Below are 21097 nucleotides of genomic sequence, written 5' to 3'. Positions count from 1 at the left end.
CAAGCCCTAGAGAAATGATTTTTAAGGCAATAGCTTCGTGACTTTTATTTCAAAGCTACATTTCATCTCTTTCAACTTACTTATAATCCACATTTTAATTGTGCATTACAATTATCACATGTATTACAACCACCGATTTCCTTGACTGTTCCTTTACGACATACCGGACATGTATTGCCAATTTCAGAACCAATCGTTACACTTGTTGATCTTAAGTCTTGAATTGTATCTACCAGCACAACGTTTTGTTTATCATTGGAGCGATCCAATGTCATTCCATCATCTACTTGATTTTCTTCAGCTTTTAATGTTAATACTTGGGAGTCTCTGCTTCCATCTACATATACCGTTCCACCTTTGGCTCCACCTTTATATAGACGCTCATACACCTTCTGAACCTGGTCAACGGCATAGCCACGCGGTGCATTAACCGTTTTTGAGATTGAACTATCAATCCATCTCTGAATGATGCATTGTACATCAGCATGTGCTTCTGGGGCTAACTCCATCGCAGTAACAAACCATTCAGGTAATTGCTCAGGGTTTACATCTGAATTTTTTGTTAAATATTCTTGAACAATTTCTGCTTTTACTTCAATAAATTTTCCAAGACGTCCACTCCGATAATACGTAAATGAGAAATAAGGTTCAAGGCCAGTTGAACAACCAATCATAGTACCAGTAGATCCAGTAGGTGCGACAGTTAATAAATGGGAATTCCTAATTCCATGTTTTAAGATCGATTGTCGAATATCTTCAGGCATTTTCTTCATGAATCCTGTATGAATAAATGCTTCACGTAATTGATTCGTTTCTTCAGTAGTTTCTCCTTGTAAAAATGGGAAACTACCTTTTTCCTTTGCTAGCTCAATTGATGCACGGTAAGCAGTCGTTGCAATCGTCTCCATTACTTGATCTACTAGTTGATTCCCTGCTTCTGAACCATATTCCTTTTCACAATAGATCAATAAGTCTGCTAAGCCCATAACACCAAGTCCTACACGACGTTCACCTAATGCTTGTTTTTTATTTTGTTCAAGAAAATAAGGTGTTGCATTAATCACGTTGTCTTGAAGGCGTACACCTATTTCAACGGTACGCTTTAATTTATCAAAATTAACTGTCTTTGTTTCTTTGTTCGCCATCTCAGCTAAGTTGACAGCTGCTAAATTACAGACAGAATAGGGAGCAAGTGGCTGCTCACCACATGGATTTGTCGCTACTACTTTTTGTCCATAACTTTTGGCATTTGTCATGTCATTCGCATTATCGATAAAGAAGATCCCTGGTTCAGCTGAGTAAGTAGCACATATATTGATTAAGTTCCAAAGTTCCTCTGCTTTAATTTTGCGATAGGTTCTCACTTTATGACCAAGCTTTTCCCATTCGCGAACATCGCCGATTTCTTGCCATTTCGTATTGTAGAGTTCCATTTCTTCGGCACTATAATTTTCAACATCCGGGAAGCGTAAAGCATAATCCTCATTATTTTCAACTGCATCCATAAAGTCTTTCGTTAAGCAAACGGATATATTCGCACCAGTTAAAAATTCCGGATTATGGACCGTGTATGTTCCGCCTTCACGTAATTTATCTTCCGCTTCTTTAATGATGCTTTCGCTAAAACCACCTAATCCAGGGATTGTCTTATAATTAATAATCCCTTGATACATCGCCTTTTCTTGCTCTGTTAAAGGGGTGAATTTCAGCTTGTCCTTCGCATGTTTTTTAATCGATTCATCCTTTGTGTTTTCTATTAAAAATCGTAGGATTCTCGGGTTCTGCATCTTTGAAATGATAAACTCAACAATATCAGGATGCCATGAGGACAACATAATCATTTGAGCGCCTCTTCTTGATCCACCTTGTTCTACAAGATGAGTGAGCTTAGCAATATCATCAAGCCATGAAACTGAACCTGAGGATTTACCATTGACCCCTTTTGCTAATGTGTTTCTTGGGCGTAAAGTCGATCCGTTTGTTCCCACACCGCCACCACGACTCATAATCTCCATAACTTGCTTACGGTGTTCAGATATACCTTCTCGAGAATCAGGAACAAAAGGCATAACATAACAATTAAAATAAGTAACTTCAGTATCTGCCCCTGCACCATACAAAACCCGTCCAGCAGGTACAAAATTTAAGTTTACTAGCTCTTGATAAAACTTTTCAAACCACTCTTGACGTTTTTCTTCTGTTTTTTCTACTGAAGCTAAGCCTGTTGCGTTCCTTTTAGCAATTTGCTCATAAAACACTTCTAATGGTTTTTCGATAATATCTAATGGTCTTGTTATTAATCCAGATTCCATTTCTTTCGGATCATCTAAAGCACTGCGATATTCTTCGTCCACTTGTACATCAGCAGTTTTCTGTTCCCAATTAATATGTTTGATAAACCCTAAACCACGTGCAGGAAATTTTGGATCTTCTTTAATCGTCAGGACAACGAAGTCTCCCTCTGCTAATGTGATCTTTTCCGTATCTTTAAATGAATAACGATCAATCATTACTAAACGTGAAACACCTTTATGGGTAATGCGCATATCAGGGGTCACTGGATGTACTTGAGGAAACAATTTAATCGCTTTATTTAATTTTTCCTCGTTAATTTTCAATTCACTTGTTAACGCAACAGACATATAGACAACTCCCTCTATCTTTCTATCATTTTACTCCTACAAGTTTTTATTCTCGTTGTTTTCTCCTTAATAAAGTTACCATAACCAACCATTGAAAATCAACAACAAAATACAATATATAGTATCTGAACCACTACCACAAATACTATATATTGCGCAAGTGTTTAACATTGTTCTTTTTTGTCAAATCATGAAACAAATAAAATAAGTAGAAAAAAGGAGAAAAAATGTGTTTTAGTATTAAAAAGGAACATTTTCAATCAATTTTACTGGTTGCATAATATTATCCCTGTACAAACCCCGATGATGTCTACTCTGAACACATAATAAATGAAAATAAAAAATTTTTATATGAAAAAGTTTTGATTCCAAGTCTATTGATGAATATAATAGAAGATAGTGTTACCTCGTAGAAAGGAGAAAGACTAGTGGGAAGTTTATATTTTCTTATTATTGTAATCATAGCCTTAGTTGCATACACTCTTTTTAATTATTTTTCCCAAAAGAAAGCGGTAAAAACTTTAAGTGAAGAAGAGTTCAAAGCAGGTTATAGGAAAGCGCAATTAATTGATGTACGGGAAGCAAATGAGTTTGATGGAGGACATATACTAGGTTCAAGAAATATCCCTCTTTCCCAATTAAAAATGAGAATGAAAGAAATCCGTCCAGATAAGCCTGTTTATTTATATTGCCAAAGCGGAATGCGTAGTGGACGAGCTGCCCAAATGCTTTATAAAAAAGGCTATCGTGAGCTCTATCAATTACAAGGCGGATTTAAAAAATGGACTGGAAAAATAAAATCTAAATAACTTATAAGTAAAAAGACCTCTTCATTAAAAAAGAGGTCTTTTATTTTGGCTATTTTCGTATAGTTTGTTACTTTTGTAAAAACCCAACTACAGGCAGCAAAGTTATAGAAAAAAGCCTTTATTTTATATTATTTTACATATCTTAAAACTGGTTTACGGGCAGCTAAGGTTTCATCTAAACGTTTTACGACTGTAGTATGTGGAGCTTCTTGCACAATCTCAGGATTTTCTTCTGTTTCTTTCGCAATCTGAATCATTGCATCAATAAAAGCATCCAAGGTTTCCTTCGATTCTGTCTCTGTAGGCTCAATCATCATACATTCCTCAACATTTAATGGGAAGTAAATAGTTGGTGGATGGTAACCAAAATCTAAAAGACGCTTGGCAATATCTAATGTACGTACCCCCAATTTCTTTTGGCGCTTCCCACTAAGAACAAATTCATGCTTACAGTGACGATCATACGGAAGATCATAGTATTCTGCTAATCTTCTCATCATATAATTGGCATTGATTACTGCATTTTCTGTTACTGCTTTTAGTCCATCAGGTCCCATTGTTCGAATATATGTATATGCTCGAACATTAATGCCAAAATTTCCATAGTATGGCTTTACACGACCGATTGATTGTGGACGATTATATTCAAATGTATATCGATCGCCTTCCTTAACCAATACTGGTTTAGGTAGGAATGGAATTAAATCCTTTTTCACACCTACCGGACCTGAACCTGGTCCACCACCACCATGTGGTCCAGTGAAGGTTTTATGCAAATTTAAATGAACAACATCAAATCCCATGTCGCCAGGACGTGCTTTCGAAAGGACAGCATTTAAATTTGCCCCATCATAGTATAATTTTCCACCAGCACCATGAACAATTTCAGCCATCTCTAAAATATTTTCCTCAAATAACCCAAGAGTATTTGGGTTGGTTAACATTAATGCAGCTGTATCAGGACCAACTAATTTTCGTAAATCCTCTAAATCTACTAATCCATTCTCATTAGACTTTACAGTAATCGTTTCAAGACCTGCTACTGTAGCTGATGCCGGATTGGTTCCATGAGCAGAATCTGGTACAATCACTTTCGTTCGATTTACATCACCATTTGCTTCATGATAAGCACGGATCATCATTAATCCCGTCCATTCCCCGTGCGCTCCAGCTGCAGGCTGTAAAGTGACTTCATCCATACCAGTTATTTCAATAAGATGCTCTTGAAGATCATACATTAATTCTAATGCACCTTGAACTGTGTCTTCATCTTGGAGTGGATGAATATGAGCAAATCCTGGAAAACGAGCAACAGATTCATTTATTTTAGGGTTATATTTCATCGTACATGAACCGAGAGGATAGAATCCAGAATCTACACCATGATTTTTCTTTGATAAAGCAGTATAATGACGCATAATATCTAATTCAGATACTTCTGGTAGATTGGGCTCCTCATCACGAATATATTCAGCTGAAAAATATTCACTAATGTCAATATTAGGAACATCAAGTTCAGGAAGACTATAACCGATTCGGCCAGGTTTTGTGAGTTCAAAAATTAATGGTTGATCCACCTTATTCATGGCTATCCCTCAATTCTTTAATAAATTGATCAATTTCCTCTTTTGTACGTAACTCAGTAACAGCAATCAACATATGATTAACCATTTTCGGATAATCTTTGCTTAAGTCATACCCACCAATAATTCCTTTTGCAAGTAATTGTTTATTTACTTCTTTAACAGGCTTATTTAATTTCACGACAAACTCATTAAAGCTTGGTCCATCCAATACAAGTTCAAAACCATTTTGAGAAAATGCTTTTTTCGCATAACAGGCTTTTTGGATATTTTGAACCGCCATTTCTTTCACACCTTTTCTTCCAAGGGCTGTCATGGCTACTGAAGCTGCTAATGCGTTCAATGCTTGGTTAGAGCATATATTAGATGTTGCTTTATCTCGGCGAATATGCTGTTCACGGGCTTGAAGAGTTAATACATAGCCTCTTTTCCCATTTTCATCAACTGTTTCTCCAACTAATCGTCCTGGCACCTTTCTCATTAATTTATTAGTAACTGCAAAGTACCCACAATGTGGACCTCCAAAGCTTTGTGGAATGCCAAACACTTGCGCATCGCCGACGACAATATCTGCACCAAACTTTCCTGGAGGGGTAATAGCACCCAATGCTAGAGGGTTACTCGAAACAATAAATAAACCTTTGTGTTGATGGACTATAGGCTCGAATTCTTTTAATGGTTCAATTCTTCCAAAGAAGTTAGGGTATTGTAAAATCACTGCTGCTACATCTTCATTAATTTCTCTTTCTAATGCCTTTATATCTGTCACACCATTTTCATGTGGAATTTCAACCACATCAATATACTGACCTTTTGCATATGTTTTTAAGACTTCACGTGATTCCGGGTGAACAGTTTCAGAAATAAGGACTTTTTTTCTACGTGTTTGGCCACAGCTGAGCATTGCTGCTTCGGCTAACGCTGTTCCTCCATCATACATAGATGAATTTGCTACATCCATACCTGTTAATTCACATATCATGGTCTGAAATTCAAATATTGCTTGTAATTCACCTTGAGAAATTTCCGGTTGATATGGCGTATACGCCGTATAAAATTCAGATCTACTTATGACATGATCAACAATCGTTGGTATATAGTGATCATAAACACCAGCACCTAAAAATGAAATATTTTGCTTTACATCCATATTTTTTGCTGCCATTTGACTTAATTCTTTAAGTAAGGAGCTTTCAGATTTTGCTTCTTTTATGTTATATAATCCATTAAAACGGACTTTTTCTGGTATATCACTGAATAACTCATCAACAGAGTCAACCCCTATTGTTTGAAGCATTTCTTTCTTATCCTGCTCTGTCATCGGTAGATAACGATGCTTTGTCATATATCTCTCTCCCATCCTATTTTTTAGGTCGTTTATAAAATGGTGTTTGTATTACTTTTGCTTTTAAACGTTTATTACGAATTTCAATATCGATCTCTTGATCTAGTTCTGTAAATTGAATATCAACAAGACCTAAACCAATATTTTTCTTCAATGTAGGGGACTGTGTTCCTGTTGTTACCCAGCCAATTTCTTCGGCTCCTGAGAAGATTTTATATCCATGACGTGGAATTCCACGATCAATCATTTCAATTCCTATGATTTTTCTAGTTAAACCTTTTTCCTTTTGTTCTTTTAATACGGACTTTCCAATAAAGTCAGCGTTCTTAGTCGTTTTCACAGCAAATCCAATCCCAGCTTCAAGGGGACTGATTTCCGCAGTTAATTCTTGACCATATAATGGCAAGGTTGCTTCAAAACGAAGAGTGTCCCTAGCTCCTAAGCCACAAGGAAGTAGCCCTTCTTCCTTTCCGGCAGCTAATAGTTCCTTCCATAATGAAATGGTATCCTCTGCACGACAATAAATTTCAAAGCCATCTTCACCCGTATACCCTGTACGAGAAACTAATGCTGTTATCCCTTTAATACTCACTTCAGGATTAAATTTAAAAAATTTAATATCGGCCAAATTCATGTCATTCACAATCGATTGTAGAATCGTTTCTGCAAGGGGACCTTGAATAGCAATTTGACCAATGCTTGAAGAAATATTTTCTAAAGCGACATCACCTTCCACATGTTCCTTTAGCCAGTTAAAATCTTTTTCAATATTGCTGGCATTCACTACAAGTAGGTAATGTTCATCTGAATACTTATAAACTAATAGATCATCAACAGTACCACCATTTGCATTGCACATGGCATTATACTGTGCACCATGAATGGCAATCTTTGAAATATCATTTGTCATGACTTTTTGTAAAAATGCTGTACTGTCTTTTCCTTTAACCGTTATTTCACCCATATGGGATACATCAAATAAACCAGCTTTCGTACGAACTGCTTCATGTTCTTCTTTAATACTTGAAAATTGTACTGGCAATTCCCATCCACCAAAATCAATTGTTTTGCCACCATATTCTTTATATACATCATATAATGGTGTTCTCTTTAATTCTGACATTGATGATCCCCCTATCAATATAATTAAATTTGGCATTCTTCCACTTTCAATTAATTTCAAAGATTTAGACATAAAAAAGGACAGAGAAAACCAATTTTTAAATTAGTCTCTGTCCTGGCACCTGAAAGTTTACCTTCACATTTGTTCCGATACGATTGCTTTGAAACATATGAAAAGGATTTCCCCTTTGGTGGCTCCTAAATAGAAAGCACTCTCCAGAGTTGCGTCATACAAGAGTCTTTTTGCCTGAGAGATTCATAATTATTTATTATTTGCTCCTTCGGCGTCGCACTTAAGCGATCTCTCCCCCTGTAATCATTCGCCTATATTTAATTGAAAAATGGATATACTACTAAAATAAGCTTTTTATTCATTTTTAAATCCTTTTCAAGCTATATCCATCCTATCATTATTCATTATTTTCAGCAATCATTTTTCTAGCATTTTCGAACAAAAAATACACCTTTTACAAAAGAATTCTTGCAAGAAAAGGCATACATTTTATTTATAACACTAAAATACGAACATTTCTTTTATAAATTATTTTTTTATTCGTCTATTATTCATGTATATCTATATCGGACTGAATGATGAGGTGGTTTTATGTCAATAAAAATAAATTTTGATCACTCATGGAGTAAGGGTTTAGCAGATCGATTCGTAAAGGATGGTCCCTGGGGAAATTGGCAATTATATGATTTAGCAATCCAGATGGAAAAACAACAAATTATACCTGAGTTTGAAGGATTACAATGCACAAAACACTTAGCAAACTTAAAACCTTTGCCACACCAGCTAGAAGTTGCAAAACAAGTTGTTGAAAATATGAATGGCAAAGCCATTTTGGCAGATGAGGTTGGATTAGGAAAAACAATTGAAGCCGGATTAATTTTAAAAGAACTCATGATCCGGCGTCTTGTAAAAAAAGTGTTGATCCTTGTTCCCGCCTCTTTAGTCTCTCAATGGGCGTTTGAATTGAACACAAAATTCTATATTCCAGCAGTTGCTCAGAAAAAAAGCTATGTTTGGGATCAATGTGATTGCGTGATTTCTTCCATCGATACCGCAAAACGATCTCCACATCGGGAAAAAATTTACGAGCAAAGTTATGATTTAGTCATTATTGATGAGGCACATAAATTAAAAAATCATAAAACAAAAAACTATGAATTTGTGCAAAATCTCAAAAAAAAGTTCTGTCTTTTGCTAACAGCGACTCCAATCCAAAATCGTATTGATGAGATTTTTCATTTAGTATCACTTTTAAAACCTGGTCATCTTGGTAGTCAAACGAACTTTTTTGAAAAATATAAAAGTGGTGAAAGGTCGACAAAGGATGAAGAACGTTTAAAAGAACTAGTTAATAAAGTAATGATCCGCAATCGTAGAATAGATACAGGGATTGAGTGGACTAAACGTCATGTTAAAACTATTTTAATTGATTTTTCTAAAGAGGAAAGAGATTTATATGATTCCATCCAACTATTGAAAACTAATGATCAAGCATATGGCCCAGGCGGTTTTTCTATGATGACTTTACAACGCGAAGCATGCAGTAGCAGGGAATCTGTCTACTATACATTAAAAAACATGTTGAAAAAATACGAAAATCCATCGCCTCTTTTTACAGAACAGATTTCACTTTTATTTAAAAAAATTGAAGCCGTTAAACAAAATTCAAAAGCTGAGAAAACTTTAGAATTAATAAAAAATATAAATGATAAAGTCATTATTTTCACTGAATATCGAGCTACACAGCTTTATTTGCAATGGTTTTTAAAGCAACATGGAATTAGCTCTGTTCCGTTTCGCGGCGGATTTAAACGTGGGAAGAAGGACTGGATGAGAGAATTATTCCAAAAACATGCACAGGTTTTAATTGCAACCGAGGCTGGTGGGGAAGGAATTAACCTACAGTTCTGCCATCATATGATAAATTTTGATTTACCTTGGAATCCAATGAGATTAGAACAACGAATTGGACGTGTACATCGTCTAGGTCAACAAGAAGATGTTCATATTTATAATTTAGCTACGAAAAATACGGTCGAAGATCACATTCTTAAACTTCTTTATGAAAAAATAAATTTATTTGAACGTGTAATTGGAGAATTAGATGACATTTTAACAAGGTTGGAGTTTGGAAAATTAGAAAATCATTTGCAAGACATCTTTCAGAACTCACGAACTGAAGGAGAAATGAAAATTAAAATGGATAATTTAACAGAAATGATACAGTTTGCCGAAAGTATAAAAGAAAAAGAAGGAGGTAATTTCGGTGCAGCAGCAGGAAATTCATCAATATCTTAGTCAATATTTTGAAGCAAACGAGTGTGAGATTATTGAAAGTGAAGCTGGTTACTTAACCGTTCAGTTAACAAAGGAACTTGATAAAGAATTAATGAATCGTCCTTTTTACTGGCATTATTTAGAGAAAACAGGTGGAATCCCTAACCCAATGAAATTAACTCTGATTACTGATCAAGAAAAAGCTCCTGATCAAATCAAAGGCGAGGTCATTCATTTTGGTTCTCCTCGTCTTCATCAAATTTTTCAATCGACGAAGAATTTTGCAAAATATATTCGATTATATGAAATCTCTCAAACTATGCCCAAGCAACAAACACCTTTATATCCATGGCTAGGAATGAATATAAAAATTTCTTATCAATGTGATCGGAAACGTGATGTTTTCCGGTCATTTGGTTTAAACCTTATTAACGGTATACTCATCGAACAATTTCATGAAAAACTGACAAAGAAAGTGCTATCCCCTAAAATTCCAGATTTAAGTTTTACCTTAACACCAATTATTATGCCTACAAGTGGTGTAACTAGAATTGAAAATTTTTTAAGACAGGAAATTATGAAGGAAGATCATTCATGGGCAGAAGAAGCAAAACAGCGTTGGAATGAGGATTTATCTTTATTAGATCATTTTTATGAAGACATCGAAGAAAAACCGGAAGCTTATTTAACAGAAAAAGAAGCATTAAAACATCAATATGAACCTTTCATTACAATTGAAATTATCAATGGTGGACTGTTTTATTTGATGGATAATCATATATATGAAGAGAACTAACAAGTGAGGGAACACCTAAGCATCGCCATAGCACTCAAACAATTCACGACTTTAATCATTTCCATTGTGGATTAAATTGAAGTAATCAACAATCTTCATTGTAAGCCGTAGTGTAGAATCTTTATAATAAAGTCTGTTCGTATGAAGGACTTGCTGGTCTCAACCCATTATATTATTAGTTAAACATTCTCTAAATAGCAACAGGTTTGAGAAAAGTGCCTAATATACATATAAGATTATTTGTTGCGTCTGTAAAAGCCCTACTGCCGGCTTTTACACCTAATAATAGGACAGCATTCTTTCTAAGTTTTCAGCTCTTTTCTCAGTAGAATAAAGGATTTGGCTGTCTTCAACGTATTTTTAATTAGTTAAAAAATTCTCTGAATAGCAACAGGTTTGAGAAAAGTGCCTAATATACATATAAGATTATTTGTTGCGTCTGTAAAAGCTCTACTGCCGGCTTTTTCACCTAATAATAGGACAGCATTCTTTTAACGTTTGTAGCTCTTTTCTTAATGAAGGATTTGGCTCTCTTCAACCTATTTTTATTAGTTAAAACATTCTCTAAGTAGCAACAAGATTTGAGAAAAGAGCATAAAAAAAAATAGGAGAGATTACTCTCCTATTTCCTTTTAAATAGCATTATAATTGAATAGGGCAATACACCAAACCAGCGATAAAGAAATGGATTCTTTTGTTCTTTTCGTTCCAATCGTGATTGGATTCGATCGGATTTTGGCGTGTCAAAGTGTTTCACAAAGGTTTGGGTAATATATTTTACATAATCATTAGTAGACATATTTTTTACACCACCCCTATGATACTTAATTATTGCCAAGCTCTAATTCTTGTATACATCCTTCAAGTTTTTTTAACGTTTCAGGGATGGATAAATTAGTGGTATCTATAATCATATCTGCACTTTCCTTATAATACGGCAATCTTGATTGATATAGATTAATCATTTCTCTTTCTGATTTATTCCGTGCCAATGGACGTGTCGGGTCATTTTGTATTCTTTTGACCATCTGAAGAGGATCACATTGCAAAAATATTGTGAAGCCTAATTTTTTTAATAATTGTTGATTCACTTCTGAACTAATAATTCCCCCTCCAGTAGTGATAATCCCTTCATACTCTTCTGTCCTTTGTAAAATTTCTGTTTCTTTTTTGCGAAAATATTCTTCACCTTTATTTGCAAAAATTTCTGCAATGGTTGTTCCTTCTTCCAGCTCAATCAAAACATCTGTATCATACATAGAACATTTCAATAGCTTGGAAAGTTCTTTTCCAATTGTTGTTTTTCCGGCACCCATAAAACCTATGATATACAGCTTATCCACTATTTCCTTCTCTCCTTAATTTTCATTCCATTTTAATAGACGATGGTCTTTTATACTATATAATACTTGATATTTAATCGCTCGACCATGCTCTATTGATGTAGTAATGTTTATTAAATAATTCTCCTCTTCTTGAGGATAGACATGATAATTAATTTTTCCTTGATTAAATGCAATTGTGCCGCTATCCATATTATTTTGATTTTCAATTTGCCTAATTAAGCTTTTTATTGCCATCACGTTTAAACTATTACTGATATAATATCCTTTTGTTTCATGCAAATATCGTTTTTCAGATAAATAAATATGGGTAGAGGATGTTAGGAATAAAAAGGTAATAAATATAACCCCTAATACGAGAGGGAAAACAAAACCTTTTTGATTTCTCATTGCCGACTCCCTCCATCTATTGACGATATACGATTGAACTATAATTGGCATCCCGTTGATGATGATTAATAAATTGAATGTGAACTTGCAACTTTAAATCGTTTACTCCAAATAGTACCTGATTTATATTTTGCAATACAATTTCATGACCTTCAGAATCAACTCTTCGTCTTAAGACAGTCCCATACTGTTCATACATGATCATTTGATCGTTCATTTTAAGAAAAAGCCTATTATTACTAACATCCAATCCATCACTTTCCCTCATTTCTTTTCTTAACTGGATTAAAAAAAGATTCCATTCATAATCTTCTTCAGTTGATAAGGATTGATTAATATGCTCGTATGTTTTGATAAACAGGGGGAAAAGGAGGAAGATCATCGAAATGATAAGCATCGTAAGAATACATTCTATTAAAGTAAAGCCCATCTGATTTTGTTTCTTCCTTAATACAATGATTCCTTTCAGCATAATAAACACAAGCCTTCCATTCCGGGTTATTTTCAATAAAAAGTTGATATGAAACACCATCAATTTGAACTTCATTGGCAATACTTGTTCCATTAATGACATATTCCTCAAGATGTTCATAAAGTACCCTAGCAGCAGTCAAGTCCTGTTTTTCATCAATTTGTTTTTGTAAAATCAAGAACATTAATGGAAATAAAAGAGCAGCAATCATCATCATTCCTCCAAGAGAGAGAATTCCTTCTGCCAATGTGAAGCCCTTACTATTGTTCAAATCGAAATCTCCCCCTTCCAATATAAAATATCAGCTTCATCTCACGTTTATCACTCTTAAAACGCAGTGTTCCAAATTTACTTATATTTCCACTCGGTAATATTGTATATGAGGTTAAACTGCCACCACTTAACATGTCGATTGATGGAGGTAGTTTTCGATCAAAGAGGACTGTGCTATCGCTTGTTGAAAGGGCTGTATATTGATCATAAAAGGGATAAAACTGAACCAATACTGATTCATGGCGATTAATGGCATAGGACTGTGCATAATAAAGATCTGCTTCAAGTTGGGTTATAAATACATTCCTTTCAATTGACCCCCTCATTTTTTTGACACTTGCGCTCCCAAGAAGCAGGAAAATTGTTAAAACAAGTAAAACTATTAAAACTTCAATAAGTGTAAAACCCCTTGACCCTTTTAGCACGATCATGATGGATCCTTTACTTCTATGACTTTTCCTTCAGAATTGATGGAAATTTCATTCCCATTCGGACATTTTGTCTTTTTCTCTACTAGATACCCTTCATTTACTAATTCTTGAATCGTATTCGGAAATTTTTTATATTCCATTTCATACGCCTGAACCTGTCCTTGTACCATTTGAACAAAAGCCTCACATCCTTTATTATTTATCGATTTACTATGCTTTGTAATATTAGGAATGGCAACAAAAATTAATACCGTAATAATTAATAAGACAACAAGCATTTCTATTAATGTGAAACCACTTTTATTTTTTAATATTTTCATTTCATCATCACCTCATTAAATGGAATCTATCATTTCAAACATTGGTAAGAGAATAGATAAATACACAGAAATAACCAAAATTCCAATAAAGATAAACATAATTGGTTGTAAGAGCCGAAATATTTTTTGTATCTTCTCCTCAAGTTGTTTTACACAAAACCGACTATAAAACTGTAGTTCATCATCTAATCGACCATTTTTCTCGCCATGTATAGTAATTGTTATAAATTGTTGATCCAAAAATTTCAATCTAGAAAGAGCATTAGAAAATGAGTAACCAAATTTCAATTCTTTTCGAATAGTAAAGGCTATTTCTCGTATCAATGGTTTAAAATTTTGAGTAGACATCATATCCAGAATTTCGTGAACAGAAAATCCACCTTGTAGCAAAAAGCTCCATTCTCTAGCTAAAAAATGACTTATATATAATTTGTAATAAAAATGAACAAATGGGATATGACATATCCATTCTGCTCTTTCAATCGGATTTTTCTTGCGAAATAGAAGATAAATGAAAAAACTAACACAAATAATCAAGATGAGGATCATTAACAAGTAAAATTGAGAATTTTTCATTAAGGAAATTAAAAAACTAACGGTAAAAGTAGGCTGATAATTCATCGAAGAATAAAGTAATTCAAATTGTGGTAGTAAAAAATTTTTTAACAGTTGCAGAACAAATGCGAGGAGAAAAATGAGCAGTAAGGGATATTGAAAAAGCTTCATCATCGTAACCTGGTCATGATGTTTTTTGGCTAAATAGGTTCCTGACTCCTTTAAAGCATATGATAGTTTGCCGTGCTGGTCTGCAAAAAACAATTGTGCACAAACCTTTTTATCAAATTTTTTTCGATTTAATACTTCATATAATGGGATTCCATTTTGTAAATCGACTAGTATATCATTAGGGTTGATTTTCGAATTACTCTTAAGATGCTGCAAAAAATCTATTGCCTCTGCAAGAGTGAAGCCGTTTTCAAGCATCTCACCTATTCTATTTAAGAACATTCCCTGAACCTTTAATGGGATTCGGTTCTTCCTCATCAAAAACCCAACGATCGTATTCGCTTTTGGAAATGTATCCAAGTGCAATCCCCTTTCTGATTACTTTTTTTAATGTTTGATAGTTCGATCGACAGTTTTGACCTTTGGCCTCATTTAACACACTTTTCAACATTCTTCCTGACAATAATTCATAAACCGCTGTCCGATTTCCTTTTTGGAAATTCGAACAAAAACGGGAACATCGCTCGCCACAAATCGGACATTTTAATGATACAAGTCGCTGTGCACTAACTGCTATCAATGTTTGTTCAATATCATGCCATTCCACCCCAAATTCTAATAAACGATAAATCGCCCCCTTTGCATCCCTCGTATGTAATGTACTAAGCACCAAGTGTCCTGTTAGCGCTGCTCTAATTGCGATTTTAGCTGTTTCACTATCCCGTATTTCCCCAACCATAATCACATCGGGATCATGACGTAAAATAGCCTTTAATCCAGTACTATAAGTAATACCTGCCTTTTCATTCACTTGCACTTGCACAAATGAACTATTTTGCTGCTCTACTGGATCTTCAAGTGTAATGACATTTCGCATGAGCTGATTGGAACAATGATCCACTAATGTATACATTGTTGACGATTTACCACTTCCGGTTGGTCCAGTAAAAATAATCATTCCATGAGAGTGCATGAGCAGTGCGATTAATTTTTTGGTAATCATAGGGAACAGCGAAATTTGATCGATAGTGATGGATTGATGTTGGGGTAGGATTCGTATAACAAGACTTTCCTTGGCGAGGGCCGTTGGTAAGGTAGAAATTCTAAACGAAGTCTTTTTCTCGTGCATGAGATGAAATGAACCACTTTGAGGTCTTCTTCTTTCACTAATATCCATTGAGGAGATAAATTTAAAATGAGATATTAGCCTTTCTCCAATTTCTAATGAATAATCACAATATGGAGAGAGTCTTCCGTTAAATCTAAATTGTACATGGTAATCTTTTGTTCTTGGGATAATATGGATATCTGTTGCACATAAATTGATTGCTTGTCCCAGTAATAAATCAGCAATTTTTTCTATGGACATATATCATAAGCCACCACCTTTATTATTTTATAACTATTTCGACAAAAAATTTCAATCTCCTTCATAAAAACATATTTTTTTCCCTAAATTTTTCAATCAATTTTTTATGTGTATTTATCACGTAAATGTCACAAACTAAAATACCGGGATATTTACATTTTCTATACTTTTCCTTTATAATAATAAATTGATGGAGTAAAAGGTACAAAGGAGGGATACATATGGATCGCATGTACAGAGTATTAGGATTTTGGACAGCAATTTTTGCAGTCATGCTTTATCTTGGGGATTTAAACACACTTGCATTATTATTCCTTGGTCAAACCGTATTCTTTGTTCTACTAAGTTATTTGAAATTATCTGAACGTATGTATATGTATATTTTTGGGGCGTACCTTACAATCTTCTTCGCTGGTTTTACATACTATACAACATTCATATTAGTACCAGGTGTAGAACATTAATTAAAAAAAGACTCTTGAAACGTTCAAGAGTCTTTTTTTTTGGCTCTTTTCTCAAACATTGTTGCTATTAAAGTAAAGTTATCACTAATAAATATCGACTGAGGGCGTACATGTTTCTTTTACTGAGAAGAACTGCAATCTCCATAAGACCCACTAGAATCCTTTAGTGGTAGTAAAAGCCGGTAGTTGGGCTTTTACAAAAGCAACAAACTATACAAAACAGCCTTTTCTTACTAATTAAAGAACAAAATTCAATACTGGTTATTAAAGTTCAAAAATTCCTACTTGATTCAACTCAATTGCCTAGTCCCTCGAAGTTAAACGTCTTCACTATAAAGGCAAAAGCAGATTTCAATATAGAGTGAATATACTTGATGGGTTGAGTAAGCTGTTTGTGCTTTCTTATTCTGCTAAGAAAGGATTCATTCGTTTTTCATTCCCGATAGTTGTTTCTGCCCCGTGTCCCGGCAAAACCATCGTATCATCAGGTAGTACTAATAATTTTTGTTTAATACTTGTTAATAATTGTTGATGATTTCCGCCTGGAAGATCGGTACGACCAATACTCCCTAAAAACAAGGTATCTCCTGCAAAAACGGTAGATAAATCCTTTATATAATATGAAAGACTGCCGGGTGAATGACCAGGTGTTTCAAAAAGTTCAATGGTAAATTCACCAATGGTCAATGTATCTTCTTGATGAATAATATAATCCGCTGGTTTTTGCTGAACTGCATTCCCCATCATAAACATCTGTGACCCATTTAAGTGAGGGTTATTTAACCAGTCAGCTTCCTTTTTGTGAATATAAACAGGGATATGGAAGACATCTCTCATTTGGTCTACTGCACCTATATGATCAAAATGGGCATGGGTTAATAAGATAGCGATTGGTTTAAGCTTTTGCTTATTAATAATTGAATGGAGCTTTGCTCCTTCATCACCTGGGTCAATAATAATACATTCCTGTTGATCACCTACAAATAAATAACAGTTCGTTTCTAATGGTCCTAATGGAACTCTTTGCCATTTCATTATATTAACACCTCTTTTTCAATCTTGTTCATTAATCGTAACATAGCTATAAAATATATTGTACAAGTATTGATTTTGTTTGGGTATACTATTAACAAGTCAAAGAACTTTCACTTTTGTACCTCGACAAATTTATTATAAAATTGTAAAATATCATTGAGTGCCATTATCATTTTACATATGAAAAATTGTCTACTTTACGAAGGAAGGGGTCATTATCAAATGGGTACAGTCATCATTTTTGCTTTAGTAACATTACTTGCTGTATTTGGAACAGTTAGTGCCTTCAAAAATAAAAATCCATTAGGAATTGTTTTTGGCGTAATTACACTAGGTGTTTTTGGTTGGTTTACTGTAATGACAGTTATTCATTCAGGATACCCAGCAACAATATAATCACTAAAAAAGAACAGAGTATATTGGCTCTGTTCTTTTTATATTTCTTCGATTTCTTTAACTAAGGGAATTACCCGTTTCCCTTTAAGATCTATAATATTTTCGAACTGATATCCATATAAACATAATTTTTCATTTGGTGAACATGTAATTGGTTCATTCTTTAAGTTTTTAAATAACACCTTTTCTTTCTGATTTTCAATATCAAAGCTAATTAATTTATAATCCTTATCATATTGATCGATTGAGCCGCTTTCATATGGAATAAAAGAAAGGAAGTGCTTTTCCTTCTCTAAGTAATCATTAAAAGGAACCAACCATTCATTAAATTGACTTAAATGAGGGACGCGAAAGGAAAACTTATCTTTTAAGGATTTATTATAAAAATGATAAATTGCTTCTTCTTTCGCCTGAGGATTCACTTCAACTGTCATGAGAAGATCCTTATATGTATCAAATTGATATAGATTCGTTTTTAGAGTTTTTGGTTGATCTACTTGTTTTAAATTATAAGAAATTAAGTTCGATGGAGCACTTGAGTCTTCCTTATTCCTGGTTTGCATAATTAGAGAATTACTACCAAACCATTTAACAAACGGATCGTCAAAAACATATTCAGTCATTTGTAATTGATTTAATTGAAGAACCTTAACCTTATAAGTCCAATCCTCATAAAATATGGTCAAAGCAAGGAGCTGTGGATTCTCTTTATTCCAGTTATAGGTCAGATCAAAGGACTCTATATCTTTTGTGTAAATCGTTTTACCTTCATCGTCCAATATATAAATTCTAGCAAGATTACTTAATGGAGCGGTTTGAATTAGTACCTTTGAACGATCAGGGCCTATTTTTACCGTTTTGATTGAGTCCTTACTATTAAAAAAGAGAGATTGTTTTCCACTCGTTATATTATATTTATAAACCTGAAACTCCTGATCATTTTTAGTGATATACAATATGGTATGATTATCAAACCAACCAGCAACTTTTTCAAATTCACCATTATCAACATGTATTGGTTTCAATTCCATGATAGGTTCTTTTGGTTTTTGAATCGTTTGATGATCCGAATATTCCTTTTCACAACCACTTAAAAGAAAAAGAAATAACATAAATGAGAAGATTGTATAAAAGTTATGACGTTTATGTTTTTTCTTTTTCATCTATTCCACTCCTTATTTATTCTCTACCCTTACAAGAAAAATAAGAAAACCCTATTATACGAGTTTTCTTATTATAGATTATCACTTACAGTTGATGTATAAAATCTTAGCAAATCTCCGTAAATGATCTTATCAGAATAATCAAGCTCCATATTTGCTTTTTCTTGAAAATCACGACAAAAACTTTTATCTATTACTTCTCCAGTGTCTCGCAAATAACAGTTATTTGCTGTCCAAGCATATTTGTCAGTTATAAATTGACCATCTCGGAGAACGGTAAAATTAAGATGGTCTGGAGAAAATAAATCTTTCCCAAATTGAATATCTTTTTTTGTATCCACTCCCAATAGATGAAGTATGGTTGGTCGAATATCAATTTGGCCACCTACTTCGGATAGCACCTTTCCTCTTCCGTTATCAGTAACACCAGGTATATGGATAATGAAAGGAACCCTTTGAAGATCTAAATTTACATATGGGGTAATTTCTTTCCCTAAATATTCCCCCATCGAATGATGATGGTTTTCAGATATACCGTAATGATCACCATACATCACGATGATCGAATGATCATATAAACCTGCCACTTTTAATTTTTCTATAAATTTTTTTATGGCTTCATCCTGATAGCGAACAGTGGTGAAATAACGATTCACCGTCTTATCACTAGATGTATATTCATTAATTAGCTTATCTGATTCATTCAAAATAAATGGATGATGATTGGTTAATGTAAGCATTTTTGCATAAAACGGAGTTGGCATATTCTTCATTAAGTCAACAGATTGTTCAAAGAAAGGAATATCCTTCATTCCCCAGCCTACAGAATTCTCATCAGTGATAGAATAGGATGTTGAGGAGTAAAATCGTTGATAACCTAAAGATTTATACATTATATCTCGGTTCCAAAAGCTTTTATTATTTGCATGCATTCCTGCTGTAAAATAGCCATTTTGGTTTAATTTTTCAGCTAAAGAATTATATTCATTACTTGCATGCGTAAAAAATACAGCTCCTCGATTTAATGGAAATAATGAGTTTTCCACTAAAAATTCTGAATCTGAGGTTTTTCCTTGGCCTGTTTGATGATAAAACTGATCGAAATAATAGCTATCCTGAATAAACTCATTCAAAAATGGTGTGATTACTTGACCATTCACTTTGGAATTAATAACAAAGCTTTGTGTTGACTCTAGGGAAATAACGATAACATTTCTTCCTTTCGCTATTCCAAAAAGCTTTTCATTAGGCTTTGCATAATTTGCACGTACATAATTCTCAATATCAATTAAGTTGCTCCCATCTGCCAGAGCTTTTTGTGCGGATGTTTTTGATTGAAGGAAAATATCGTATAAATGATAATTAAAGGAACCAATATTTTTTACTAAGATTTCCCTGTCAAACGTTCGGGAAAGCAACTGTGGGCGTTGTGCTTCAGCTAATCCTAGATTTAAAAGCAAAACTGCACCTGTTACAAGAAAATAGGCCCTTCTGTTGATTCTATTGGTCTGCTTAAAAGTCACCAAGCTGGGTTTGAACTTAACAAGAAGCATTAAAATTATCACATCTATAAAGTAAACAAAATCCCACCAATGAATCTCTGCTACTGCACTATCCCCTAAATCACTAAAATTACTTGTTTGAAATAAAACCGGCAGTGTTAAAAAGTCGGTAAAAAAACGATAAAAGACAACATTCGCATAAATAATTAAAGAAAGAAATACACTCATCAGAACAATATAGCGTATTCGTACTTTTTCCGATTTAAAGAATAGTGACAAACCAAATACAAACAACAAAAAACTTGCAGGATTTATAAATAGTATAAATTCCTGCATCCAATTTTCAATCTTAATCTGGAAGGCTGTCTTATAGATAAGGTAGGTCTTAATCCAAAGAGCTATTGCTCCAATAACAGGAAACAAAATATTCATCTTTTTAAATTTGATCATTTATACATTGGAAACCTCCTTCATCCAAAAACTCCGATAGCGGGAATTTATTTTTCCACTATGCACTATGATCCATGTCGGAAATTCCATAAAATTAAATTGAACTACGTGCTACTCGTATTACCCAATATATATGACGTCCAAAACCATTAAAAAGTTTCATCTTTGTCCAAAGA

Annotated in this window: 21 protein-coding genes and 1 riboswitch; of the genes, 5 read left to right on the top strand and 16 right to left on the bottom strand. The window is 33.9% G+C overall.

The genetic code is table 11. From position 1 onward, the window contains the following. Window positions 1-80: 80 nt before the first annotated feature. Entirely contained in the window at window positions 81-2642 is a 2562-nt protein-coding gene (locus tag I5818_RS09570) for a vitamin B12-dependent ribonucleotide reductase (protein WP_078111258.1), read from the bottom strand. A 428-nt stretch (window positions 2643-3070) separates the two neighbouring features. Here I5818_RS09570 and I5818_RS09565 point away from each other — a divergent pair, with 428 nt between their 5' ends. Further along, a complete protein-coding gene (locus I5818_RS09565; RefSeq protein ID WP_071976167.1) occupies window positions 3071-3451 on the top strand; it encodes a rhodanese-like domain-containing protein in 381 nt (126 codons plus the stop codon). Window positions 3452-3579: 128 nt separating this feature from the next. Here I5818_RS09565 and gcvPB read toward each other — a convergent pair whose 3' ends face one another. From gcvPB to gcvT, 3 genes are read right to left on the bottom strand one after another with little or no spacing between them, the layout of a single operon-like run. Further along, on the bottom strand, window positions 3580-5037 hold the full coding sequence (gcvPB, locus tag I5818_RS09560) for an aminomethyl-transferring glycine dehydrogenase subunit GcvPB (RefSeq protein WP_058002196.1): 1458 nt from the start codon (window positions 5035-5037) through the stop codon (window positions 3580-3582). Next, on the bottom strand, window positions 5030-6379 hold the full coding sequence (gene gcvPA, locus I5818_RS09555; protein WP_058002195.1) for an aminomethyl-transferring glycine dehydrogenase subunit GcvPA: 1350 nt from the start codon (window positions 6377-6379) through the stop codon (window positions 5030-5032). Before gcvPA ends, gcvPB begins: the two co-directional genes overlap by 8 nt. A 16-nt stretch (window positions 6380-6395) precedes the next feature. Further along, window positions 6396-7502, bottom strand: a complete 1107-nt coding sequence (gene gcvT, locus I5818_RS09550) for a glycine cleavage system aminomethyltransferase GcvT (RefSeq protein ID WP_058002194.1) — start codon at window positions 7500-7502, stop codon at window positions 6396-6398. Window positions 7503-7726: 224 nt separating this feature from the next. After that, window positions 7727-7821: riboswitch (glycine riboswitch) on the bottom strand. A 284-nt stretch (window positions 7822-8105) separates the two neighbouring features. Here gcvT and I5818_RS09545 point away from each other — a divergent pair. Together I5818_RS09545 and I5818_RS09540 are read left to right on the top strand one after the other, a co-directional pair. Beyond that, window positions 8106-9812 (top strand): DEAD/DEAH box helicase, encoded by a 1707-nt coding sequence (locus I5818_RS09545; protein WP_058002193.1) that lies wholly within the window; start codon window positions 8106-8108, stop codon window positions 9810-9812. After that, on the top strand, window positions 9781-10587 hold the full coding sequence (locus I5818_RS09540) for a YqhG family protein (RefSeq protein ID WP_078111259.1): 807 nt from the start codon (window positions 9781-9783) through the stop codon (window positions 10585-10587). Before I5818_RS09545 ends, I5818_RS09540 begins: the two co-directional genes overlap by 32 nt. Before the next feature lie 622 nt (window positions 10588-11209). On the opposite strand, the gene I5818_RS09535 is transcribed toward I5818_RS09540, so the two are convergent. From I5818_RS09535 to comGA, 9 genes are read right to left on the bottom strand one after another with little or no spacing between them, the layout of a single operon-like run. Beyond that, window positions 11210-11386: a YqzE family protein gene (locus I5818_RS09535; protein WP_065107193.1), complete on the bottom strand. Its 177-nt coding sequence runs from the start codon at window positions 11384-11386 to the stop codon at window positions 11210-11212. Between the two features lie 25 nt (window positions 11387-11411). Further along, window positions 11412-11930 carry a shikimate kinase gene (locus I5818_RS09530; RefSeq protein WP_235849888.1) on the bottom strand — a complete coding sequence of 173 codons (519 nt, stop codon included), beginning with the start codon at window positions 11928-11930 and terminating at the stop codon, window positions 11412-11414. 15 nt (window positions 11931-11945) lie between these two features. Beyond that, complete coding sequence (gene comGG / locus I5818_RS09525) at window positions 11946-12320, bottom strand: competence type IV pilus minor pilin ComGG (protein WP_180211797.1); 375 nt, start codon at window positions 12318-12320, stop codon at window positions 11946-11948. Window positions 12321-12336: 16 nt separating this feature from the next. Further along, window positions 12337-12750 (bottom strand): competence type IV pilus minor pilin ComGF, encoded by a 414-nt coding sequence (comGF, locus tag I5818_RS09520; protein ID WP_161809502.1) that lies wholly within the window; start codon window positions 12748-12750, stop codon window positions 12337-12339. Continuing rightward, a complete protein-coding gene (locus I5818_RS09515) occupies window positions 12653-13063 on the bottom strand; it encodes a type II secretion system protein (protein WP_058002188.1) in 411 nt (136 codons plus the stop codon). The genes comGF and I5818_RS09515 overlap by 98 nt, the downstream gene beginning before the upstream one ends. Next, window positions 13053-13496, bottom strand: coding sequence for a competence type IV pilus minor pilin ComGD (gene comGD / locus I5818_RS09510; RefSeq protein ID WP_058002187.1), 444 nt, complete (start codon window positions 13494-13496; stop codon window positions 13053-13055). The genes I5818_RS09515 and comGD overlap by 11 nt, the downstream gene beginning before the upstream one ends. Then, entirely contained in the window at window positions 13493-13816 is a 324-nt protein-coding gene (comGC, locus tag I5818_RS09505) for a competence type IV pilus major pilin ComGC (RefSeq protein WP_078111011.1), read from the bottom strand. The genes comGD and comGC overlap by 4 nt, the downstream gene beginning before the upstream one ends. Before the next feature lie 15 nt (window positions 13817-13831). Further along, complete coding sequence (gene comGB, locus I5818_RS09500; RefSeq protein WP_083498326.1) at window positions 13832-14902, bottom strand: competence type IV pilus assembly protein ComGB; 1071 nt, start codon at window positions 14900-14902, stop codon at window positions 13832-13834. After that, entirely contained in the window at window positions 14811-15911 is a 1101-nt protein-coding gene (gene comGA, locus I5818_RS09495; RefSeq protein WP_078111013.1) for a competence type IV pilus ATPase ComGA, read from the bottom strand. The genes comGB and comGA overlap by 92 nt, the downstream gene beginning before the upstream one ends. Window positions 15912-16132: 221 nt before the next feature. On the opposite strand from comGA, the gene I5818_RS09490 reads away from it, so the two are divergent. Beyond that, window positions 16133-16375 (top strand): DUF2626 domain-containing protein, encoded by a 243-nt coding sequence (locus I5818_RS09490; protein WP_058002183.1) that lies wholly within the window; start codon window positions 16133-16135, stop codon window positions 16373-16375. 402 nt (window positions 16376-16777) lie between these two features. On the opposite strand, the gene I5818_RS09485 is transcribed toward I5818_RS09490, so the two are convergent. After that, window positions 16778-17410, bottom strand: a complete 633-nt coding sequence (locus I5818_RS09485) for an MBL fold metallo-hydrolase (protein WP_058002182.1) — start codon at window positions 17408-17410, stop codon at window positions 16778-16780. A 222-nt stretch (window positions 17411-17632) separates the two neighbouring features. Here I5818_RS09485 and I5818_RS09480 point away from each other — a divergent pair, with 222 nt between their 5' ends. Further along, complete coding sequence (locus tag I5818_RS09480; protein WP_065107192.1) at window positions 17633-17806, top strand: DUF2759 domain-containing protein; 174 nt, start codon at window positions 17633-17635, stop codon at window positions 17804-17806. Window positions 17807-17844: 38 nt separating this feature from the next. On the opposite strand, the gene I5818_RS09475 is transcribed toward I5818_RS09480, so the two are convergent. Then, window positions 17845-18969: a YqgU-like beta propeller domain-containing protein gene (locus tag I5818_RS09475; protein ID WP_209391897.1), complete on the bottom strand. Its 1125-nt coding sequence runs from the start codon at window positions 18967-18969 to the stop codon at window positions 17845-17847. Between the two features lie 71 nt (window positions 18970-19040). Continuing rightward, window positions 19041-20921 carry an LTA synthase family protein gene (locus tag I5818_RS09470; RefSeq protein WP_058002180.1) on the bottom strand — a complete coding sequence of 627 codons (1881 nt, stop codon included), beginning with the start codon at window positions 20919-20921 and terminating at the stop codon, window positions 19041-19043. Window positions 20922-21097: the final 176 nt, after the last annotated feature.

The sequence above is a fragment of the Heyndrickxia oleronia genome, from assembly GCF_017809215.1.
Classification (GTDB): Bacteria; Bacillota; Bacilli; order Bacillales; family Bacillaceae_C; genus Heyndrickxia; species Heyndrickxia oleronia.
This window is presented reverse-complemented; position numbering and strand designations above follow the sequence as displayed.